18 protein-coding genes are annotated in these 21,381 nt (G+C 59.8%); 6 read left to right on the top strand and 12 right to left on the bottom strand.

All coding sequences use genetic code 11. The features are described 5' to 3' along the window. Positions 1–30: 30 nt before the first annotated feature. Together AC1RL4_RS06365 and AC1RL4_RS06360 are read right to left on the bottom strand one after the other, a co-directional pair. Complete coding sequence (locus AC1RL4_RS06365; RefSeq protein WP_032831082.1) at positions 31–189, bottom strand: YqaE/Pmp3 family membrane protein; 159 nt, start codon at positions 187–189, stop codon at positions 31–33. Between the two features lie 205 nt (positions 190–394). Next, positions 395–1,678: an aspartate aminotransferase family protein gene (locus AC1RL4_RS06360; RefSeq protein WP_019580713.1), complete on the bottom strand. Its 1,284-nt coding sequence runs from the start codon at positions 1,676–1,678 to the stop codon at positions 395–397. Between the two features lie 169 nt (positions 1,679–1,847). On the opposite strand from AC1RL4_RS06360, the gene AC1RL4_RS06355 reads away from it, so the two are divergent. Then, positions 1,848–2,768, top strand: coding sequence for a LysR family transcriptional regulator (locus AC1RL4_RS06355; RefSeq protein WP_028940266.1), 921 nt, complete (start codon positions 1,848–1,850; stop codon positions 2,766–2,768). 225 nt (positions 2,769–2,993) lie between these two features. On the opposite strand, the gene AC1RL4_RS06350 is transcribed toward AC1RL4_RS06355, so the two are convergent. The 10 genes from AC1RL4_RS06350 to bioB form a co-directional block, all read right to left on the bottom strand. Beyond that, positions 2,994–4,772 carry an acyl-CoA dehydrogenase C-terminal domain-containing protein gene (locus tag AC1RL4_RS06350; RefSeq protein ID WP_018928824.1) on the bottom strand — a complete coding sequence of 593 codons (1,779 nt, stop codon included), beginning with the start codon at positions 4,770–4,772 and terminating at the stop codon, positions 2,994–2,996. Between the two features lie 187 nt (positions 4,773–4,959). Next, positions 4,960–6,756 (bottom strand): acyl-CoA dehydrogenase C-terminal domain-containing protein, encoded by a 1,797-nt coding sequence (locus AC1RL4_RS06345; RefSeq protein ID WP_230175402.1) that lies wholly within the window; start codon positions 6,754–6,756, stop codon positions 4,960–4,962. A gap of 90 nt (positions 6,757–6,846) precedes the next feature. Then, positions 6,847–8,136: a GGDEF domain-containing protein gene (locus AC1RL4_RS06340; protein WP_018928822.1), complete on the bottom strand. Its 1,290-nt coding sequence runs from the start codon at positions 8,134–8,136 to the stop codon at positions 6,847–6,849. A 227-nt stretch (positions 8,137–8,363) separates the two neighbouring features. Beyond that, entirely contained in the window at positions 8,364–10,169 is a 1,806-nt protein-coding gene (locus tag AC1RL4_RS06335) for a phenylacyl-CoA dehydrogenase (RefSeq protein ID WP_019580708.1), read from the bottom strand. A gap of 277 nt (positions 10,170–10,446) precedes the next feature. Then, on the bottom strand, positions 10,447–10,743 hold the full coding sequence (locus tag AC1RL4_RS06330; protein WP_230175404.1) for a pyrroloquinoline quinone biosynthesis protein PqqE: 297 nt from the start codon (positions 10,741–10,743) through the stop codon (positions 10,447–10,449). Positions 10,744–10,863: 120 nt separating this feature from the next. Beyond that, positions 10,864–11,544 (bottom strand): dethiobiotin synthase, encoded by a 681-nt coding sequence (bioD, locus tag AC1RL4_RS06325; RefSeq protein ID WP_230175406.1) that lies wholly within the window; start codon positions 11,542–11,544, stop codon positions 10,864–10,866. Further along, entirely contained in the window at positions 11,541–12,353 is an 813-nt protein-coding gene (gene bioC / locus AC1RL4_RS06320) for a malonyl-ACP O-methyltransferase BioC (RefSeq protein ID WP_019580706.1), read from the bottom strand. The genes bioD and bioC overlap by 4 nt, the downstream gene beginning before the upstream one ends. After that, positions 12,346–13,077: an alpha/beta fold hydrolase gene (locus AC1RL4_RS06315; protein WP_028940261.1), complete on the bottom strand. Its 732-nt coding sequence runs from the start codon at positions 13,075–13,077 to the stop codon at positions 12,346–12,348. Before AC1RL4_RS06315 ends, bioC begins: the two co-directional genes overlap by 8 nt. Continuing rightward, entirely contained in the window at positions 13,070–14,248 is a 1,179-nt protein-coding gene (gene bioF / locus AC1RL4_RS06310) for an 8-amino-7-oxononanoate synthase (protein WP_019580704.1), read from the bottom strand. Before bioF ends, AC1RL4_RS06315 begins: the two co-directional genes overlap by 8 nt. Before the next feature lie 121 nt (positions 14,249–14,369). Next, positions 14,370–15,425 carry a biotin synthase BioB gene (bioB, locus tag AC1RL4_RS06305; RefSeq protein WP_008008198.1) on the bottom strand — a complete coding sequence of 352 codons (1,056 nt, stop codon included), beginning with the start codon at positions 15,423–15,425 and terminating at the stop codon, positions 14,370–14,372. A gap of 90 nt (positions 15,426–15,515) precedes the next feature. Between bioB and AC1RL4_RS06300 the strand changes: the two genes are divergently transcribed. The 5 genes from AC1RL4_RS06300 to rarD all read left to right on the top strand — a co-directional run bounded on the left by AC1RL4_RS06300 (position 15,516) and on the right by rarD (position 21,244). Then, positions 15,516–16,256 carry a ComF family protein gene (locus AC1RL4_RS06300; protein ID WP_493119300.1) on the top strand — a complete coding sequence of 247 codons (741 nt, stop codon included), beginning with the start codon at positions 15,516–15,518 and terminating at the stop codon, positions 16,254–16,256. A 63-nt stretch (positions 16,257–16,319) separates the two neighbouring features. Continuing rightward, positions 16,320–17,084, top strand: a complete 765-nt coding sequence (locus AC1RL4_RS06295; protein ID WP_493119298.1) for a TOBE domain-containing protein — start codon at positions 16,320–16,322, stop codon at positions 17,082–17,084. Between the two features lie 72 nt (positions 17,085–17,156). Then, on the top strand, positions 17,157–19,058 hold the full coding sequence (locus tag AC1RL4_RS06290; protein ID WP_230175410.1) for a PhoX family protein: 1,902 nt from the start codon (positions 17,157–17,159) through the stop codon (positions 19,056–19,058). Positions 19,059–19,221: 163 nt separating this feature from the next. Next, positions 19,222–20,196: a serine/threonine protein kinase gene (locus tag AC1RL4_RS06285; protein ID WP_018928813.1), complete on the top strand. Its 975-nt coding sequence runs from the start codon at positions 19,222–19,224 to the stop codon at positions 20,194–20,196. A gap of 160 nt (positions 20,197–20,356) precedes the next feature. Further along, entirely contained in the window at positions 20,357–21,244 is an 888-nt protein-coding gene (rarD, locus tag AC1RL4_RS06280; RefSeq protein WP_019580701.1) for an EamA family transporter RarD, read from the top strand. Positions 21,245–21,381 lie beyond the last annotated feature (137 nt).

Here is a 21,381-nt window from a genome sequence, read left to right as displayed (position 1 = left end):
GCGAAGGCGATCCAACCAGCACCGCGAAGCTCAGCGCTTGGCGATGATATACACCGCATGCACGATCCCCGGAATGTAACCGCACAACGTCAGCAGAATATTCAGCCAGAACGCCCCGCCGAAACCGACTTGCAGAAACACACCCAGTGGCGGCAACAGAATGGCGATGATGATGCGAATAACGTCCATGGGGCAGCTCCTGATTGAAGTTGGCTCGTGCGAGCCACACAACCAGTCGACCTTTGCCGTTCGTCTGGGTTCAGTCACAGATTCCGAACACGCCCTCGCCAAGTACCTCGATCAGAATAAAAAAACGCCCCAACCAAAAAAATCAGGCGTAGGGCGCTGCGTTATACCGCGAGACGGTTCGGAAATTCGTGTAGGGCGGGTCTGATCAGACCGCAATACCTTTTCGACACTGCAGTTGCGCGGTGCGTACGCGGGAGAAGGCGCGGGCCAGGCGCAGGAGCATTTCGTCGATATTGGCCTTGCTGACCGTAAGGGCCGGGGTAAAGCGCAGGCAATCGGGTTGCGGGGCATTGAGCAGCAAGCCTTCGTACAACGCAGCCTTGACTACGGCGTCGGCCGAATCGTCGGACAGATCGAGCCCCCAGAGCAGCCCTTGCCCGCGCAATTCGCCGTGACCATAGCGATGGGCCAGACGACTCAGACCTTCGCCCAGATGCTGAGCGGTTTCCCGCATATGATCGAGAAAGCCCTTGTCTTGCACGCTGTCGAGCACGACAAGCCCGGCGGCACTCATCAACGCATTGCCATGATGAGTGCCGCTCATTTCGCCGATTTCGAAACAACAGGCCTTGCCTCGCGCCAACAATGCCGCCAATGGCACGCCACCGCCGAGCCCTTTGCCGAGCACCACGATATCTGCCCGTACGCCGTAGGACTGTTCGGCAAGCAATGTGCCGCAGCGACCGACGCCGGTTTGCACTTCGTCAAATATCAGCAGAATGCCAAGCTCACGACACAAGCGCTCGACGCCCTTGAGGTAGTGCTCGGTAGCGGGAATCACCCCGGCCTCGCTCTGGATCGGTTCGAGCATGATCGCGACCGTCTGGGCATCCACGGCCGCATGCAAGGCGGGCAGGTCATTGAACGGGACATGACTGAAGCCCGGCAACTGTGGATCGAATCGATTGGTCAGATTCGAACTGTCCGACGCAGAAATCGTCCCGAGACTACGGCCATGACAACCTTTGCTGGCCACAATGATCCGCGAAGCGCCGCCACGATGTTGCTGGCCCCATTTGCGCGCCAGTTTGATCGCCGCTTCACAGGCTTCGCTGCCACTGTTGAGCAGGTACGCCTGGTCACTGCCGGTACTGGCGCAGAGCCGGTCGGCGAGGTTGAGCATGCCGCGGTTGTGCAGTCCGAAACCCGGATTGATCAGCGACTGAGCCTGTTCCGAAATCGCTTTGACCAGTGCTGAAGGGCTATGTCCGAGGCTATTGGCGCCGCCACCCTGTGAGAAATCCAGGTAAGCGCGGTCATCGCTGTCCCACAACCAGGAGCCTTGGCCACGCACGAAAATCTGTTTCGGTCGTTCGACACTGGGCATCAGGCACTCGCTGGAAAAGTTGTCGCTTCTGGCCGGCAGGGAAGTGTCCATCGCCAGGTCATCAAGGCTCGGTGGCTTGCGTCGCAGGTTGAACAGATTCATCGGATAAAACCTCGTCCGAGGTTTTTTGCCTTGCCTATGTAAACACCATCGCTGTAAACGGTATTCATCGTGCTTTATGGCCCTGTAAGCCTTGTGAATGCGGTTAGACTAGGCGTAGGCAAGGCACTGAGCCATTTCGATTTCTCAGCATTTTCGATAAGTATTGCTTATGGATTTCAAACAACTGCGTTATTTCGTCGCGGTCTACGAAGAGGGCCACGTCGGTCGGGCCGCCGAGCGGCTGTCTATCTCCCAGCCAGCGTTGTCCCAGCAGATCCGCCAACTCGAACAGAACCTCGATGTGAGCCTGTTCGAACGCAGCAGCAAACGTCTGCTGCCAACCCTGGCGGCCCACACGTTGTACAACCATGCCCTGCCCTTGCTCGATGGCTTGCAACGCGCGCGCGAAGCCTTGGGCAATTTCAAGGGCAAGGCGCTGCGAACCTTGGCCATTGGCGTGCTGCAGACCGTCCACTCCAGCCTGGTGCCGCAAATGCTCGAACGCGTGCGCAAGGCACAGCCGCATCTGGTGGTGCAGATCTATGAACTGACCGGCCTGGAAATCGAGCGGCGACTACTCAATGGTTCGCTGGACATCGGGATCAGTTACCTGCCGCCCCGTCAGCCGGGTTTGCACGGCGTACCGTTGTACGAAGATGAGCTGACCCTTGTCATCCCGGCGGACCATCCGTTGCGCGAATTCAAGAAGGTCTCCATGAGCCAGGCCGCCGAGTTGCCCATGTTGCTGTTGGGTGAAGAGTTTCAGGTGCGGCAGATCTGGCAGGCACAACTGGCCAGTCTTGGGCGCCGGCCGCAGGTGCAGGCCGAGCTGAACAACATGGCGGGGATTCTCGACAGCCTGCCGCACACGCGGCTGGCGACTGTGCTGCCCGGACGCTCGCAAAAGACCCATGGCGACCAAGAGTTGCTGTGGAAACCACTGAGTGAGCCGCGGGTGCCGCTGAAGGTGGGGTTGGTGTGTCGGGATGTGCAGCGGCAACAGGCTTCGCTGGCGTTGTTGCGGACATTGCTGGAAGAGGTGATGGATGAACACTTGCGTAGCCCGACGGCCCTGGATGGGTTGAGCTGAACTTTTTTGCAGGCAAAAGAAAACCCCGCCGAAGCGGGGCTTTGCAGACTGTTTCCCTGACATCCATTTCACTCCGCCGTCCTGGCAGAATCCTACGTGTCCGTGTTGTTGCTTTGCGCTTCCTGCGCGACGTCCATGTGAAGTAGATTAGCTCTGGATCCAATCTGCGCATATGGGAAAACAGCAGCACGCCATGTAAGAGAATGCTTACATGACGTTACAGGGTCAGAATTGTCCTGCGTCCAACAGGAACAGCGACTCACTCCCCGCCTTTACCGACGCGCTCAACGAGTGAATACGCGGCAGCAGACGGGCGAAATAGAACCGCGCCGTACCGAGCTTGCTCGCGTAGAAATCGTCCTGCGCTTCCTTGCCGAAGGCTGCCTTGGCCATCAGTGCCCACATGTAGGCATAGGCGGTGTAACCGAATGCTTGTAGATACTCGACCGAAGCAGCGCCGATTTCGTTCGGGTTGTTTTTAGCCCGGTCCAGCAGCCATGCGGTCAGATCGTCGAGGGTGCCCACTGCATCGTTCAGCGGTTTGGTGAACTCCGCCAAATCAGCACTGGCCGTCGCGGTGAAATGACGAATCTCGTCAGCGAACAGTTTGTAGAACGCCCCGCCGCTGCCGACGATCTTGCGCCCGACAAGGTCCAGCGCCTGAATACCATTGGTGCCTTCGTAGATCTGCGTGATACGCACGTCACGAACCAGTTGCTCCTGGCCCCACTCACGGATGTAGCCGTGGCCGCCAAAAATCTGCTGGCCATGAACTGTGGTTTCCAGCCCCAAATCGGTCAGGAATGCCTTGGCAACAGGCGTCAATAGTGCGACCAGGTCTTCTGCGCGCTTGCGGGTGGTGGCGTCTTCGCTGAACTTGGCGGTGTCCAGTTGCATCGCCACGTAAGTGGAAAATGCACGGCCGCCTTCGTTCGAGGCTTTCATGGTCAGCAGCATGCGACGCACGTCCGGGTGGACGATGATCGGGTCAGCCACTTTGTCCTTGTTCTGCGCGCCGGTCGGCGAACGGCTCTGCAGGCGGTCGCGAGCGTATTCAATAGCGTTCTGGTAGGAACGTTCACCCGAGGCCAGGCCCTGGATGCCGACGCCCAGACGCTCGTAGTTCATCATGGTGAACATCGCCGCCAGGCCTTTGTTCGGCTCGCCGACCAGGTAACCCACGGCTTCGTCGAAGTTCATCACGCAGGTTGCTGACGCCTGGATACCCATCTTGTGTTCGATCGAACCGCAGGTCGCCGGGTTGCGCGCACCGAGGCTGCCGTCGGCATTGACCATGAACTTCGGCACCAGGAACAGCGAAATACCTTTCGGCCCTGCTGGCGCGTCCGGCAGTTTGGCCAGTACCAAGTGGATGATGTTCTCGGTCAGGTCGTGTTCGCCGCCGGTGATGAAGATCTTGGTACCGCTGACCTTGTAGGAACCGTCAGCCTGAGGTTCGGCCTTGGTGCGGATAATCCCCAGGTCAGTACCAGCGTGCGGCTCGGTCAGGCACATGGAACCGGCCCAGACACCGGCGTACATGTTCGGCAGGTACGCGGCTTTCAGCTCTTCGCTGGCGTGGGCGTTGATCGACAGGCAGGCGCCGGCGGTCAGCATCGGGTACAGACCGAACGACAGGCTGGCGGAGTTGACCATTTCTTCGACCTGCGCCGAAACGGCCTTGGGCATGCCCATGCCGCCGTAGGTCGGATCGCCACCGACACCGACCCAACCGCCTTCAGCGTAGGTCTGATACGCCTGTGGGAAACCGGCAGGGGTGGTGACGGCACCGTCGGCCCAGTGGCAACCTTCTTCGTCAGCCGCACGGCTCAGGGGCGCGATGCTTTTGCTGGTGACCTTGCCGGCTTCTTCCAGAATGGCTTCGACGGTTTCAGCATCGACGGTCTCGGCGAGCGCAGGCAGTTCGGCCCAGAGTTTGGCGACCTCGAAAACTTCATTGAGGACGAAGCGCATATCGCGCAGGGGCGCTTTGTAGTCAGCCATGGCAAACCTCGCAAGATCTAAACAGGTGGTTCGTAGGAATAGTGATTTCGTTGTGTCCGAGTGTACCTCAACAACTTTTACGACACATAGGGTCAGGCCATGACCAATTTGTTATTTTTAGTCACTGACCTGTTCTTCATAAAGAAGCCCGCAGCAAGGCGGGCTTCTTTATGGCTGATTTGAATGATTAAAGTGCAAACAACTCCGCCGGCAACTTCATCAAACAGTCGCTACCCGCCTCGATGGCCGCCCGATGAGCAGCCGTACGCGGCAGTAAACGCTTGAAGTAAAACTCGCTGGTCGCCAGTTTGCCTCGGCAGTAATCGGCATCACCGCTGCCCGCCTCCAACTGCGACTGAGCCACCAACGCCATGCGTAGCCACAGGTAGCCGAGGATGATGTAGCCGCAGTACATCAGGTAATCCACCGAAGCGGCGCCGACCTCATCCGGATTTTTCATCGCAGCCATGCCGATCCTGGTGGTCAATTCACCCCACTGCTGATTCAGATCGTTGAGTTGCGCCACATAGCCGCCGAGTTGCGGGTGCTCAGCATTTGCCGCACAGAACTTGTGGACGATTCTGGTGAAGCCGCGCAGCAGTTTTCCCTGACTGCCAAGGACTTTGCGCCCCAGCAGATCCAGCGCCTGAATGCCGTTGGTGCCTTCGTAGATCGGCGCGATCCGGCAGTCGCGAATCAACTGCTCCATGCCCCACTCACGAATGAAACCGTGGCCGCCAAACACCTGCATGCCAAGGTTGGTCACCTCCAGCCCGGTGTCGGTCATGAAGGCTTTGCAGATCGGTGTGAGGAACGCCAGCAAATCCTCGGCGTCCTGACGCGCCGTTTCATCCGGGCTCATATGCGCAGCGTCCAGCAACTGTGCGGTGAAGTAAGTCAGCGCCCGGTTGCCTTCGTTGAAAGCCTTCATGGTCAACAACATCCTACGCACATCGGGATGCACGATGATCGGGTCGGCAGGTTTTTCCGGCGCTTTCGGGCCGGTCAGCGAGCGCATTTGCAGACGGTCGTTGGCGTATTTGACCGCGCCCTGGAAGCTCGCCTCCCCCAGACACAAACCTTGCATGCCGGTGCCGAGCCGCGCGTGGTTCATCATGGTGAACATGCAGTTCAGGCCCTTGTTCGGCTCACCGATCAAGAAGCCCTTGGCATCGTCGAAATTCAGCACGCAGGTGGCCGAGGCCTTGATGCCCATTTTGTGTTCGATCGAGCCGCAGGAAACGACGTTGCGCTCGCCCGCCTCGCCCTCGGCATTGGGTAGGAATTTGGGCACTATAAACAGCGAAATACCTTTGGTCCCCGCTGGCGCGTCCGGCAGTTTGGCCAGCACCAGATGAATGATGTTGTCACTCATGTCGTGTTCGCCGGCGGATATGAATATCTTGCTGCCGGAGATCGCGTAACTGCCGTCGGCCTGAGGCACGGCGCGGGTCTTGATGATGCCCAGATCGGTGCCGCAATGAGCTTCGGTCAGGCACATGGTGCCGGTCCATTGGCCTGCGGTGAGTTTGCTCAGGTAGGTCTGTTTCTGTTCTTCAGTGCCATGGGCATGGATGGCCGACATCGCACCGTGGGTCAGGCCGGGGTACATGCCCCAGGAGGTGTTACTGGAGCCGACCATTTCGCTGATGACCAGCCCCAAGGAACTTGGCAGGCCCTGGCCACCGTAAGCCGGGTCCGCCGCCAGACCATGCCAGCCGCCTTCCACGTATTGTGCGAATGCTTGCTTGAAACCTGTAGGCGTTGTGACTACACCGTTGTCGAAATGGCAGCCTTCTTCGTCGCCGCTGCGGTTCAGCGGTGCGAGAACGTTCTCACAGAATTTCGCGCCTTCTTCGAGGATCGCATTGACCATGTCCGGGCTGGCATCGGTGGCCCCCAGCGCGGCGTAATTGCGGTGAAAATCGAAGACGTGATCGATCAGAAAGCGCATGTCGCGCAGGGGAGCTTTGTACTCGGGCATGGTCATTTCTCCGGCAGCAGATGGCTCAAACCTACTGCCGTGCATCACACCTCACAATCACAGTCCAGACGCTGAATGCGCCATCATCACTCAACCCGCAGCAGCGTCCATGCGCACTGCGCCACGGCGGTTCTGACCGAAGGCCATCACACAGTTTCGCCCCGCGCCCTTGGCGCTGTAGAGCGCCTGGTCGGCGGATTTGAGCACTTCTTCAGGGGTGCGTTGTTCCAGCCGTTCGGCGACGCCGATGCTGACGGTGACCGAAACACTCGAGGCACCCGAACCCGCGCGACGCTGGCGTCCCTGCTGGTCATCCTGGGGACGGCTGTCCTGATTGCGCAGCTGGATGTTGTAAGTGGCGATGGATTCGCGGATGACCTCCAGATGCGGCATGCACTCTTCGAGGGTCTTGCCTGCGAACACCAAGGCAAATTCCTCACCGCCGTAGCGATATGCCCTACCACCACCACTGATTTTCGACAGCTTGCTGGCGACCAGACGCAACACTTGGTCGCCGACATCGTGGCCGTGGGTGTCGTTGAATTTCTTGAAGTGGTCGACGTCGCTCATGGCCAGCACGTAATTGCGCCCCAGCCGTTGCATGCGCTCGTTCAGGGCGCGACGCCCCGGCAGGCCGGTGAGTTCGTCGCGGAAAGCCATCTGATAGGCCTCATGGGCAACCGCGGCGGCAATCATCAACATCACCTGGCTGCACATGATGTTGAGGGTGAAGGGCAGGATGAAGGTTTTCGGCAACATCCAGAACAATCCCAACAGCCCCACCAATTGCGCCGCGTGCAAAGGTCTTGGGTTGCGCCAGTATTGCCAGGCCAATAACAGGAACGAGGCGATGAACACGGGATAAGACAATTGGATCAGGCTCATCCACGCACCATGCAACGCCGGCCAGCGGATCTCCGACAGCCACATCAGCAGCGCCTGTGGGTAACTTTGCTCCAGCCCCAGCGCCACACTGCCGAACGCCAGCAACACAGCGAAACGCGCCACCATGTCCTGGAACAGGTGAGTACGCTCTTGCCAGGCAGCGAACAAGCCAAACAGCAACGGCAACAACAGACAGCACAGATGGAACACCACCGCGGCGTCTTCACGAACCTTGCCGTTGTCGCGGTAATAGTCAGTCTGGGTGTCGAGCAGGAAGTAGGCGATGTACACCGTGACCATCAGAAACAGTTCACGCTGACGTCGATAAACCGCGCAATACGCACCGCCGAGCAACAGCACCAGAGTGGGCAGCACGTTGAACAGCGAAGTGAAGAAGACGTTGAGATCCTTGACGTAGGCAGCCGCAAGCCCCGCGAGCAACAACAGCAGCGATGGCAAAAAATGGCTGAAACGTACAGCGGAAGAACGCGGCAAGGGTAAAGCTCCGACCCGGCAAACAAAGATGGCATTGTGCCTGCATTTGGAGCAGCTAAGCACGTGCAATGTGACACGTGTCACATCGCAGCCTCTTTAACGGCAGCAAAGTCGTTCTTCTTAGCGTTTTAGTCAGGAATATTTAAAGACGTGATCGTTTGCGTCAGGCATAAAAAAAGCCGCTGCTTCCGAAGAAGCAGCGGCTTTGTGAAGAGACTGCGTAGGGCTTAGTAACCCAGTGCGAAGTCTTCTTCTTTCATGTCCATCAGGTTGTTGGCGCCCGACAGCATGGTTGCAACGTGAGTGCGGGTACGCGGCAGGATGCGCTGGAAGTAGAAGCGCGCAGTCTGCAGCTTGGCGGTGTAGAACGCCTCTTCGGTGGTACCGGCAGCCAGTTTCTCGGCCGCCAGACGCGCCATGTCAGCCCAGAAGTAGGCCAGGCAGGCGTAACCGGAGTACATCAGGTAGTCCACGGATGCTGCGCCGACTTCTTCGCGATCTTTCATGGCCGCCATACCGACCTTCATGGTCAGCTCGCCCCATTCTTTGTTCAGCGCAGCCAATGGCTCGACGAACTCTTTGACCGCGTCATTGCCTTCGTTGCTCTGGCAGAACTTGTGGACGATCTTGGTGAAGCCCTTGAGCGCTTCGCCTTGAGTCATCAGCACTTTACGGCCCAGCAGGTCGAGTGCCTGAATGCCGGTGGTGCCTTCGTACAGCATCGAAATACGGCTGTCGCGAACGTTCTGCTCCATGCCCCACTCGGCGATGAAGCCGTGGCCACCGTAGATCTGCACGCCGTGGTTGGCGGATTCGAAACCGACTTCAGTCATGAAGGCTTTGGCGATCGGCGTCATGAAGGCCAGCAATGCGTCGGCTTTCTTCTTCTCTTCTTCATCGACGCCGTATTTGACGATGTCGACTTGCTTGGCGGTGAAGTAAACCATCGCACGGTTGCCTTCGGCGAACGCCTTCATGGTCAACAGCATGCGACGAACATCAGGGTGAACGATGATCGGGTCAGCGGCTTTGTCCGGCGCTTTCGGGCCAGTCAGGGAGCGCATTTGCAGGCGATCGCGAGCGTATTTCAGGCCGCCCTGGAAGCCGATCTCGGCGTGTGCCAGACCTTGCAGCGCGGTACCCAGACGTGCGGTGTTCATGAAGGTGAACATGCAGTTCAGGCCTTTGTTCGCCGGGCCGATCAGGTAACCGGTGGCCGCGTCGAAGTTCATCACGCAGGTGGCGTTGCCGTGGATGCCCATCTTGTGTTCCAGGGAACCGCAGCTCACAGCGTTGCGCGCGCCGATCGAGCCATCTGCGTTCGGCAGGAATTTCGGCACGATGAACAGCGAGATGCCTTTGGTGCCGGCAGGTGCGTCCGGCAGACGTGCCAGAACGATGTGGACGATGTTGTCGGCCATATCGTGCTCACCGGCCGAGATGAAGATCTTGGTGCCGGACACTTTGTAGGAGCCGTCGGCCTGAGGTTCAGCCTTGGTGCGCAACATGCCCAGGTCAGTGCCGCAGTGCGGTTCGGTCAGGCACATGGTGCCGGTCCATTCGCCGGAAACCAGTTTGGTCAGGTAAGCCTCTTGCTGCTCAGGCGTGCCGTGTTCGGAAATGGTGTTCATCGCGCCATGGGACAGGCCTGGGTACATGCCCCACGACCAGTTGGCCTCGCCAACCATTTCGCTGACAGCCAGGCCCAGAGACTCTGGCAAGCCCTGGCCGCCGTGCTCTACGTCGTGAGCCAGGCTTGGCCAGCCGCCTTCGACGAATTGCTTGTAGGCTTCTTTGAAGCCAGTCGGAGTTTTAACGCCGGACTCGCTCCAGGTGCAGCCTTCGATGTCACCCACACGGTTCAGCGGAGCCAGCACCTGCTCACAAAACTTGGCGCCTTCTTCGAGAATGGCGTCAACCATGTCCGGAGTTGCGTCCTGGCAAGCCGGAAGGCTCTGATAGTGCGCTTCGTAGCCGAGCAGTTCGTCACGAACGAAGCGAATATCACGCAAGGGGGCCTTGTAGTCAGGCATAGCGATAAACCTCTGCTGATGTAACCGGGAATGAACGACCGTGGTGATTTGTTGTAACGGTCAAACAGTTGTTTGAAACATACGTTTACGCCCAAATCTTGTCAAGCGCCGATCTTTTGCCGTTCGTCTTCGATCTATGAAAATCTTGGGCGCGCAGTGGCGCAACGTCGTTGATTGAGCAACACGTCATGTAGGAGAGATTAGTTGAGGGAGAAGGACTTACGCAGAAAAACGCCGCGAACAGGCGCGGCGCTGGGGTAGTGAATTCAATGAGGAATCAGGCGAAGGTATCGATCAACGTACCGAGCATTTCATCGGAGGCCTTGGCGACTTTGACACCAAGTTCCACCTGAAACTTGCCTTGAGACATCTCGACCACATTGCTGGCCAGATCCGATTGCTGGCTGCGGTCTAACGAGCGTAGACGATCGACCTGAACCTCGGAGGACTGACTGGTGACCGAACGCTCGATGGTGTTGTTGGCGATCTGCCCCGAAGCCTGATCGACACGGTTCTGCCCTGTCTGAATAGTGCTCAGACCGGCATAAAAAGCGGTGTTTCCTGAGATTTCCATGGGAGAACTCGTCCTACAAAGGATCAACAGCGGCCATTGAACCAGACACGCCGCTAAAAGGCCCGACAAAAACACTAATGGCACAGTGCCTTATCATAGGTAAAACCCACGCCAGAAACGTCAGTCCAGCAGATCCAGCTGTAGATGTTCGGCCACCGCTTCGGCCGTCACCGACTTGAGTTTCGGCACCCGCCCCAGGCACGGCGCGGGAATCCGCTCGGCCAGTGTCGCCAGGTTCTCTTCAAGACGCGAGGTCTTCGGATCGATGATGTTCGCCACCCACCCCGCCAACTGCAAACCATCGCGAGCAATTGCCTCGGCCGTCAGCAGCGCATGGTTGATGCAGCCCAGGCGCACGCCGACCACCAGGATCACCGGTAGATCCAGCGCCATGGCCAGGTCTGACAGATTGTCTTGATCCGCCAACGGCACTCGCCAGCCGCCAGCGCCTTCGATCAAGGTGAAGTCCGCCCGCATATCGAGAATCTGCCGCATCGGTGCCAGCAGCGATTGCACGGTCAACGCCACGCCGGCCTCCCGCGCCGCCAGATGCGGTGCGATCGCCGGCTCGAACGCGACCGGATTGACCTGATCGTAGGTCAACGGTATCGAGCATTCGGCCAGCAGTGCCAGTGCGTCGGCGTTGCGTAATCCCTTGGGCGTCAGCTCACACCCGGAGGCTACCGGCTTACCCGCCGCTGTGCTCAAGCCTGACAATCGCGCGGCATGCAGCAAACCTGCGGCGACGGTGGTCTTGCCGACATCGGTGTCAGTACCGGTGATGAAATAGGCTGCGCTCATAAGGGTTTCTCCAGCACGGCGTAAACCACTTGATAAGTCGCCGGCAGTCCCTGTGCCTGACGAAACTGCTCGTAAGCCTCGATCAAGCCGAGGATTCGCGCCCTGCCGGTCAAACCGCCCGGCCGACCGGGGTTCAGGTTATGCGCCCCGAGTGCCTTGAGCTCATGGGTCAGGCTGCGGACATCGGGGTAATGCAACACATGTGGATGTGTTTCAAGGCTGATGACCTTCAAGCCACTGCCTGCGCAAAGCTGCTGGTAAACACCGAACTCGCGGAAGCGGTTGACGTGCACCATGCCATCCACCTGACGCCAGCTGTCGCGCAATTCGTACAGAGTCCCTACACACAGACTAGCAAACGCGAAAATACCACCCGGTTTCAGCACCCGATGAGCTTCGTTGAGCACCGAGGCGAAATCCGCGCACCATTGCACCGCCAGGCTGGAGAAGACCAGGTCGCAGGTCGAATCCTGCAACGGCAAGCGTTCGGCATCACCGGCGATGAAATGGTTGGCGCCGCCCAAGGGACGGGCGTGATTGAGCATCCCCTCTGCGATATCAAGGGCCAGCCCGTTGCCGGCAGGAAAACGCTCACCGAGCGCACGGCTGAAATACCCGGTGCCACAACCCATGTCCAGCCATCGACCCGGGACAAAATCCTCCGGTAAGCGACGCAACAATTCATTGCCAACGTCGCGCTGCAATTCGGCCACGCTGTCGTAGCTCGCTGCCGCTCGGGAAAAGGACGCCGCTACCTGGCGTTTATCGGGCAAGCCGCCGGGCAGGTTGGGAAGGGACAAATCAGTCATCACCGGACTCATGCAAAAAGGCCTGAATCGCCCCCGCCACACCATGGGGGTCTTCCAGAAGAAACGCGTGGCTGGCCTGTTCAATCAGACCGATTTCGACATCCGGCAGCAGCGTCAGCAAATCCCCCGCCGCTTCGGCCGGGACCAATCCGTCGAGGCCACCGAACAAGTGCAATTGCGGACCACGAAACGCCTGCAACGCTTGCCGGGTATCCAGCTGTGCAAGCAACTCCAGGCCGCTCATCAGCACCGATGGAGACGAAAGCGGTGCGCCAGCGAGCAACAGCCGCGATAGCCCGCGCGGGTCTGCGGCACCTTGGGTGCACAGCAGCGAGAAACGTTTCAACGTTATGCCTGGGTCGACTTTGCAACCGGCCAGAAACGCGTCGAAGGTCTCGCCGGGCATCCCGCTCGACCACTGCTCATGGGCGACAAAAGAAGGATTACTCGCCAGGGTCACCAAACCGCAGCAACGGTCACCACGCTTCGCCGCCAATTCGGACGCCAGCATGCCGCCCAATGACCAGCCACCGAGCCAGGCATCCTGGGGCAGCGTCGAATCCAGTTCATCGAGCCATTCTTCAAGGTCGCTCGATTCCAGTTCCGGCAGTGGTTCGATTTCGACGCGCAGATGCTCATCCAAGCCTTGCAAGGCAGCCGCCAAGGGTTCCAGCGGCGAAATCCCGAGACCCCAGCCCGGCAGCAGAATCAGACGATCACGCATGGCTTGGCTCCGGTCCCAGTTGTTGAAAACAATCGGCCAGTCCATTTAACAATAGCTGCACCTGCGCCTCGCTGTGAGCGGCGGTCAGGGTTACGCGCAAGCGGGCGCTGCCGGCAGGCACGGTCGGTGGACGGATCGCGGTCACCATCAAGCCACGCTCACGCAGCATCTGCGACAGCCGGACCGCGCGCCCGGCATCGCCAATCATGATCGGCTGAATCGGCGTGAAGCTGTCCATCAACTCCAGGCCAATCTGCTCGGCGCCTTGGCGGAACTGGCGAATCAGCGCCTGCAAATGCTCACGTCGCCAGTGTTCGCTGCGCAACAATTCCAGGCTTTTAAGCGTCGCGCAGGCCAGCGCCGGCGGCTGGCTGGTGGTGTAGATGTAGGGGCGAGCGAACTGGATCAGGCTCTCGATCAACTCCTCACTGCCAGCCACAAAAGCACCGGCCGTACCGAACGCCTTGCCGAGGGTGCCAACCAACACCGGCACGTCCTCCTGACTCAGGCCGAAATGCTCGACGACCCCACCGCCATTGGCGCCCAGCGGACCAAAGCCGTGAGCGTCATCGACCATCAACCAGGCGCCTTTGGCCTTGGCTTCCCGCGCCAGCGCCGGCAGATCGGCGATGTCGCCGTCCATGCTGAACACGCCGTCGGTGACCACCAGCGTATTGCCGGTGGCCTTCTCAAGGCGTTTTGCCAGACTGGCCGCGTCGTTATGCAGATAGCGGTTGAAACGCGCACCGGACAGCAAACCGGCATCCAGCAACGACGCGTGATTGAGCCGGTCTTCCAGCACCGTATCGCCCTGCCCGACCAATGCAGTGACCGCACCGAGGTTGGCCATGTAGCCGGTGGTGAACAGCAATGCGCGCGGACGTCCGGTGAATTCGGCAAGGGCTTCTTCCAGCGCGTGATGCGGGCCGCTGTGGCCAATCACCAGATGTGAAGCACCACCGCCCACGCCCCAACAAGACGCGCCGGCACGCCAGGCTTCGATCACTTGCGGATGATTGGCCAGCCCCAGGTAATCGTTGTTACAGAACGCCAGCAATGGTTGACCATCGACCACCACTTCCGGGCCTTGAGGGCTTTCAAGCAGCGGGCGCTGGCGATAAAGGTTTTCGGCACGACGGGCAGCAAGGCGTGCGGCGAGATCGAAAGACATGCAGGCCTCGAAGATCAGAGTGTAGGAGCCTGCTTGCTGGCGATAGCATCAACACGGTCTGTCTGAATGACCGTTGTGATGCTATCGCCAGCAAGCAGGCTCCTACAGGGTTTTGCGTGGGTTAAACAGCAGCGTTATAGAACTGCTCGCTGCTCTTCTGCTCCACCAGTGCCTGTTCGATAGCGGCCTGATGCACTTCGTCGGCGTGCTCTTCGCGGGCTTCCGGCAGGATGCCCAGACGCGAGAACAGTTGCATGTCCTTGTCTGCCTGCGGGTTGGCGGTGGTCAGCAGTTTTTCGCCGTAGAAAATCGAGTTGGCGCCGGCAAAGAACGCCAGGGCCTGCATCTGCTCGTTCATCGCTTCGCGACCGGCGGACAGGCGGACATGGGATTTCGGCATAAGGATGCGTGCAACGGCGAGCATGCGGATGAAGTCGAACGGATCGACGTCGTCGGCATTTTCCAGCGGCGTGCCGGCGACTTTCACCAACATGTTGATCGGCACCGACTCTGGATGCTCTGGCAGGTTGGCCAGCTGGATCAGCAGGTTGGCGCGGTCGTCGAGGGACTCGCCCATGCCGAGAATGCCGCCGGAGCAGATCTTCATCCCCGAATCACGCACGTAGGCCAGGGTTTGCAGGCGCTCGCTGTAAGTGCGGGTGGTGATGATGCTGCCGTAGAACTCCGGCGAGGTGTCGAGGTTGTGGTTGTAGTAGTCCAGGCCGGCTTCGGCCAGGGCGACGGTCTGGTCCTGATCGAGACGACCAAGGGTCATGCAGGTTTCCAGGCCCATGGCTTTCACGCCTTTGACCATCTCCAGCACGTAAGGCATGTCTTTGGCCGACGGGTGTTTCCACGCCGCGCCCATGCAGAAACGGGTCGAACCGATGGCCTTGGCGCGAGCGGCCTCTTCGAGGACCTTCTGCACTTCCATCAGTTTTTCTTTTTCCAGGCCAGTGTTGTAGTGACCCGACTGCGGACAATATTTGCAATCTTCAGGGCACGCGCCGGTCTTGATCGACAGCAGGGTAGAAACCTGGACGCGATTGGCGTCGAAATGCGCGCGGTGCACCGTTTGCGCCTGGAACAACAGGTCATTGAATGGCTGAACGAAGAGTGCTTTGACTTCAGCCAAAGACCAGTCGTGACGCAGGGTGGCAGTGGTGCTGGCGCTCATGGGCGATTCCTTGGTTATGCTTGGCAAGCGACTGGGGAATGGAATACCCACAGACGCGACACGGATGTTCGGCATATTTAAGGAAGACTCATGCACTGTCAACCACGATACGAAGGACCGGTTTACATCTGGTTAAAAAACAAACAATCCTGTTTGCTCTGCTCAGAGGTCGCGGACGACACCATACCGATCTGCATGGCCTGCGAAACCGAGCTGCCCTGGCTGGGCGACCAATGCCATACCTGCGCCCTGCCCTTGCCCGCCACCGGCCTGACGTGCGGCCAATGCCTGAAACAACCGCCAGCCTTCGAGCGAGTCGCCGCGCCCTGGACTTACAGCTTTCCCGTCGACAGTTTGATCACCCGCTTCAAGCACAGCGCAAAATGGCCGTTTGGCCGCCTGCTCGCCGAACTTCTTGCTCAGTTCCTGCAACATCGCTTCGATGAAGATCTGGATCGGCCCGACGCGCTGATACCGGTACCGCTGGCCCCCAAGCGGCTGCGCCAGCGGGATTTCAACCAGGCGGCGATGCTCGCCCGCTGGCTCAGCGCCGGCCTCGACATTCCCTGCGATGAAACGCTGTTATTGAGGACTCAGGACACCAGCGCGCAACAAGACCTGAACGCCGAGGCACGTAAAAAGAACCTGCGCCACGCTTTTGCCCTGGCGCCTGCGGCTTCGGTCAAGGGCCGCCACTTCGCACTGGTGGATGACGTGCTGACCACCGGCGCCACCGCACAGGCCTTGGCCCGGCTGTTGATGGCGGCGGGGGCGACGCGGGTCGACGTCTACTGCCTGGCCCGTACCCCCAAACCTGGCGATGGGGCCTGACTTGACTCCCGCACGCCAAGTCGCCAACGTCCCATCCATCGCCACAGCCCAAAGCGCCTTGCCATGTCCTTGCCTACGTTGTTGTCCCAGCAAATTGTCCGTCGTCCGCAACGCATTGCGTTGCTGCAACACATCGCCGAACAGGGCTCGATCACCCGCGCCGCAAAAAGCGCCGGCCTGAGTTACAAGGCCGCGTGGGACGCCATCGACGAGCTGAACAACCTCGCGCAGAAACCACTGGTGGAGCGCAGCGTTGGTGGCAAGGGCGGCGGTGGCGCCAAATTGTCCAGCGAAGGCGAGCGCGTGTTGCGCCTGTATCAAAAGCTGCAAGCGTTGCAGGCTCAGGTTCTGGAAGCCGCCGAAGAGGCCAGCGACCTGGACTTGCTCGGTCGGCTGATGCTCAGAACCAGCGCGCGCAATCAATTGCACGGCAAGGTCGTGGCGATCGATGCACAGGGGCGCAACGACCGGATCCGCCTTGAACTGGCCGAAGGCTTGCTCATCGACGCGCAGATCACTCACGACAGCACCCTGCGCCTGGAGCTGGAAACGGGTACCGAAGTGGTCGCACTGATCAAGGCCGGTTGGCTGGAACTGCTTGGCATCGATCAAGCTGCAACACATGGCAACAATTGCCTGAAGGGCACGATCGAAGAAATCCTCGACGCCGAAGACAGCCCCAGCGAAGTGCGCATCGGCCTGCCCAATGGCCAGACACTTTGCGCCCTGGCCGAGCCGCTGCACCTGAAAAACCTCGGGCTTGCCGCCGGTAAACCGGTGCAGGTGCAGTTCGCGCCATCGAACATCCTGCTGGGTACACCGCTCTAGCCTGTAGACACTGCAACAAAAGCTTCATCAACCGCCCTTAAGGTGACTGCAAAAACCCGCAGGGAGCCTGATGTGAGCCTATTAGAAGACAACCAACCCACCGACCTCGAAAAAATGGTCGGCCTCAGCCGTCGTGGCTTCATCAGCGCCGGCGCCCTCTGCGGTGCGGCGATGTTTCTCGGTGGCAACCTGCTGAGTCGCAGTGTGCTGGCCGCCAGCGTCAGCGCCGGCTCCAGCAAATTGTTGGGTTTCGACAGCATCGCCGCCGCCACGACCGACACCATCACCCTGCCGCCGGGCTACAAGTCCTCGGTTTTGATTAGCTGGGGCCAGCCTCTGCAAAAGAATGGTCCGGCATTCGACCCTAGCGGTAACGGCACGGCCCAGGCGCAGGAAGTCCAGTTCGGCGACAACAACGACGGCATGAGCCTGTTCGAATTCCCCGGTGACAAAGACCGGGCGCTGATGGCGATCAACAACGAATACACCAATTACCGCTACCTCTACCCCCACGGCGGCATGCCGCAATCGGCGGAAGATGTGCGCAAGGCCCTGGCCTGCGAAGGCGTGTCAGTGATCGAAGTGCAGCGCAAGAACGGCCAGTGGCAATTCGTCCAGGGCTCGCGCTACAACCGGCGCATTCACGGTAATGCGCCCATCAAACTGAGCGGCCCCGCAGCGGGTCACGACCTGCTGAAAACCAGTGCCGACAAACACGGCAAGAAAGTCCTCGGCACCTTCCAGAATTGCGCCAACGGCAAAACGCCGTGGGGCACTTATCTGACCTGCGAAGAGAACTTCACCGACTGCTTCGGCAGCAGCAATGCCGAGCAAAAATTCGACGTCGCGCAGAAACGCTACGGCGCAGTGGCAACCAGCAAAGACATCAACTGGCATCAACACGATCCGCGCTTCGACCTGGCGAAAAATCCCAACGAACTCAACCGCCACGGCTGGGTGGTGGAAATCGACCCGTTCGATCCGCAATCGACGCCGGTCAAACGCACCGCGCTGGGCCGCTTCAAACATGAAAACGCTGCCCTGGCTGAAACCAACGACGGTCGTGCCGTGGTGTACATGGGCGACGACGAACGTGGCGAGTTCATCTATAAATTCGTCAGCCGCGACAAGATCAACCACAAAAACCCCAAGGCCAACCGCGATCTGCTGGACCACGGCACCTTGTACGTGGCGCGTTTCGATGCGGGCGACGGCAACGCCGATCATCCGAAAGGCCAGGGTCAGTGGATCGAACTGACCCACGGCAAGAACGGCATCGACGCCAGCAGCGGCTTTGCCGATCAGGCCGAAGTGCTGATTCATGCACGTCTCGCAGCCAGTGTGGTAACCGCCACGCGCATGGACCGCCCGGAATGGATCGTCGTCAGCCCCAAGGACGGCCAGGTTTATTGCACCCTGACCAACAACGCCAAACGCGGCGAAGAAGGCCAACCGGTGGGCGGCCCGAACCCACGCGAGAAGAACGTCTACGGGCAGATCCTGCGCTGGCGCACCGACCGCGACGATCACGGTTCGAATAGCTTTGCCTGGGACCTGTTTGTGGTCGCCGGCAACCCGGGCGTCCACGCCGGCACGCCGAAGGCCGGCTCGTCAAACATCACCCCGCAGAACATGTTCAACAGCCCGGACGGCCTGGGCTTCGACAAGGCCGGACGCTTGTGGATTCTGACCGACGGCGACACGAGCAACGCGGGCGACTTCGCGGGCATGGGCAATAACCAGATGCTGTGCGCCGACCCGGCAACCGGTGAGATCCGCCGTTTCATGGTCGGGCCAGTGGGCTGTGAGGTGACGGGGATCAGCTTCTCGCCGGATCAGAAGACCTTGTTTGTCGGGATTCAGCATCCGGGGGAAAACGGCGGGTCGACATTCCCTGAACACCTGCCCAATGGCAAGCCGCGGTCTTCGGTGATGGCGATTACCCGCGAGGATCGCGGGATCGTCGGCGCCTGACAGGGCCTCTTCGCGGCAAGTCTCGCGCCTACTGTAGGAGCAAGGCTTGCCCGCGAAAGCGTCAGCCCAAACCACACTTACCTCAAGCCCACCCCCTAAAGATGCCCCGTCTGCGCTACCATGCTTGGCCGGACGCGGCAGCCTGCCGCGCGCAGGAGTCAGCATGGCCCACCCGTTTGAAACCCTCACCCCAGACCTCGTGCTCGATGCCGTCGAAAGCATCGGCTTTCTCAGCGACGCGCGCATTCTGGCGCTCAACAGCTACGAGAACCGTGTCTATCAGGTCGGCATCGAAGACTCCGAGCCGCTGATCGCCAAGTTTTACCGTCCGCTGCGCTGGACCAACGAAGCGATTCTCGAAGAACACCAATTCACCTTCGAACTTGCCGAGTGCGATATACCTGTGGTCGCGCCGCTGATCCACAACGATGAAAGCCTGCACGAACATGCCGGATTCCGTTTCACCCTGTTCCCGCGCCGGGGTGGTCGCGCACCGGAGCCGGGCAACCTTGATCAGCTGTATCGCCTGGGCCAACTGCTGGGTCGTCTGCATGCGGTCGGCGCTACAAAACCGTTCGAACACCGTGAAGTGCTTGGGGTGAAAAACTTCGGTCACGACTCACTGGCCACCTTGCTCGAAGGCAATTTCGTACCGCGCAGTCTGCTGCCGGCCTACGAGTCCGTCGCCCGCGACTTGCTCAAGCGCGTGGAAGAGGTCTACCAGGCCACGCCACACCAGAACATCCGCATACATGGCGATTGCCACCCCGGCAACATGATGTGCCGCGATGAAATGTTCCACATCGTCGACCTCGACGACTGCCGCATGGGCCCGGCGGTGCAGGATATCTGGATGATGCTGGCGGGTGACCGCCAGGAATGTCTGGGGCAATTGTCGGAACTGATGGACGGCTACAGCGAATTCCACGACTTCGACCCGCGGGAACTGGCACTGATCGAACCGCTGCGCGCCTTGCGGTTGATGCACTACAGCGCCTGGCTCGCCCGTCGCTGGGACGACCCGGCCTTCCCTCGCAGCTTTCCGTGGTTCGGCACCGAACGCTATTGGGGCGATCAAGTGTTGGCGTTGCGTGAGCAATTGGCGGCGCTGAATGAAGAGCCATTGAAACTCTTTTGACGCCGCGCCCCTTGCAGGAATGAGGCTTGCCCGCGAAAAGATCGATGCGGGCTAGCCGGCAAACGGCGTTAAAGTTCTTCGCGAGCAAGCCTCGCGCCTACAAAAGTCATGACACATCTATACAATCCCCTCTTTGTTAGCTGCCTAAGCAAGGATTCTCATGCAAGCCGCAAACCTGCGTCGCGGGTACATCCTGGGCCTGAGTGCCTACATCATCTGGGGACTTTTCCCGCTCTACTTCAAAGCCATCGCCAGCGTGCCCGCCGTGGAGATCATCATCCACCGAGTGCTTTGGTCTGCGTTGTTCGGCGCCTTGCTGCTGCTCGTCTGGAAGCATCCCGGCTGGTGGCGTGAGCTGCGTGAGAATCCACGGCGGCTGGCGATCCTGGCCCTGAGCGGCACGCTGATCGCGGCCAACTGGCTGACTTACGTCTGGTCGGTGAACAATGGACGCATGCTTGAAGCCAGCCTCGGTTACTACATCAACCCGTTGGTAAACGTGCTGCTGGGGATGCTGATCCTCGGCGAGCGGCTAAGGCGCATGCAGTGGATCGCGGTTGGCCTCGCGGCGGTTGGTGTCGCGCAGCAAGTGTGGCAGGTCGGCAGTCTGCCGTGGGTGTCGCTGGTGCTGGCATTGACCTTCGGCTTCTACGGCCTGATCCGCAAACAGGCGCCGGTCAAGGCGCTGCCGGGGCTGGTGGTGGAAACCTGGATGCTGGTGCCGATTGCTGTCGCCTGGCTGCTGTTCAACCCGACGGCGACCAGCGCGCAAGCCGCATTCTGGACCAGCTCCGAAGCCTGGTGGCTGGTAGCCGCCGGTCCGGTGACGTTGGTGCCGCTGGTGTGTTTCAACGCCGCCGCACGGCACTTGCCCTACACCACCCTCGGATTTCTCCAGTACCTGGCGCCGACGCTGGTGCTGTTGCAAGCCGTCCTGCTGTTTGGCGAACACTTGTCGTCCAGCACGCTGGTGGCGTTCATCTTTATCTGGGCAGGTCTGGCGGTTTACAGCATCGACGCGTGGATAAGTCTGCGCCGCCGCAGCTGATCAGAAAACGTACAAACCTCTACAGGCCACGTCTCCCGTGGCCTGTAGCCATCCTTCCCAAGGTTATCCACAGCGTGATCCCCGGCGTTTGTGCGCAAGTCACTGAAACTGCTGGTTTTTTGATCAGATCCTGAAGA

The organism is Pseudomonas sp. GW822-FHT07A10, assembly GCF_058798795.1.
This window is presented reverse-complemented; position numbering and strand designations above follow the sequence as displayed.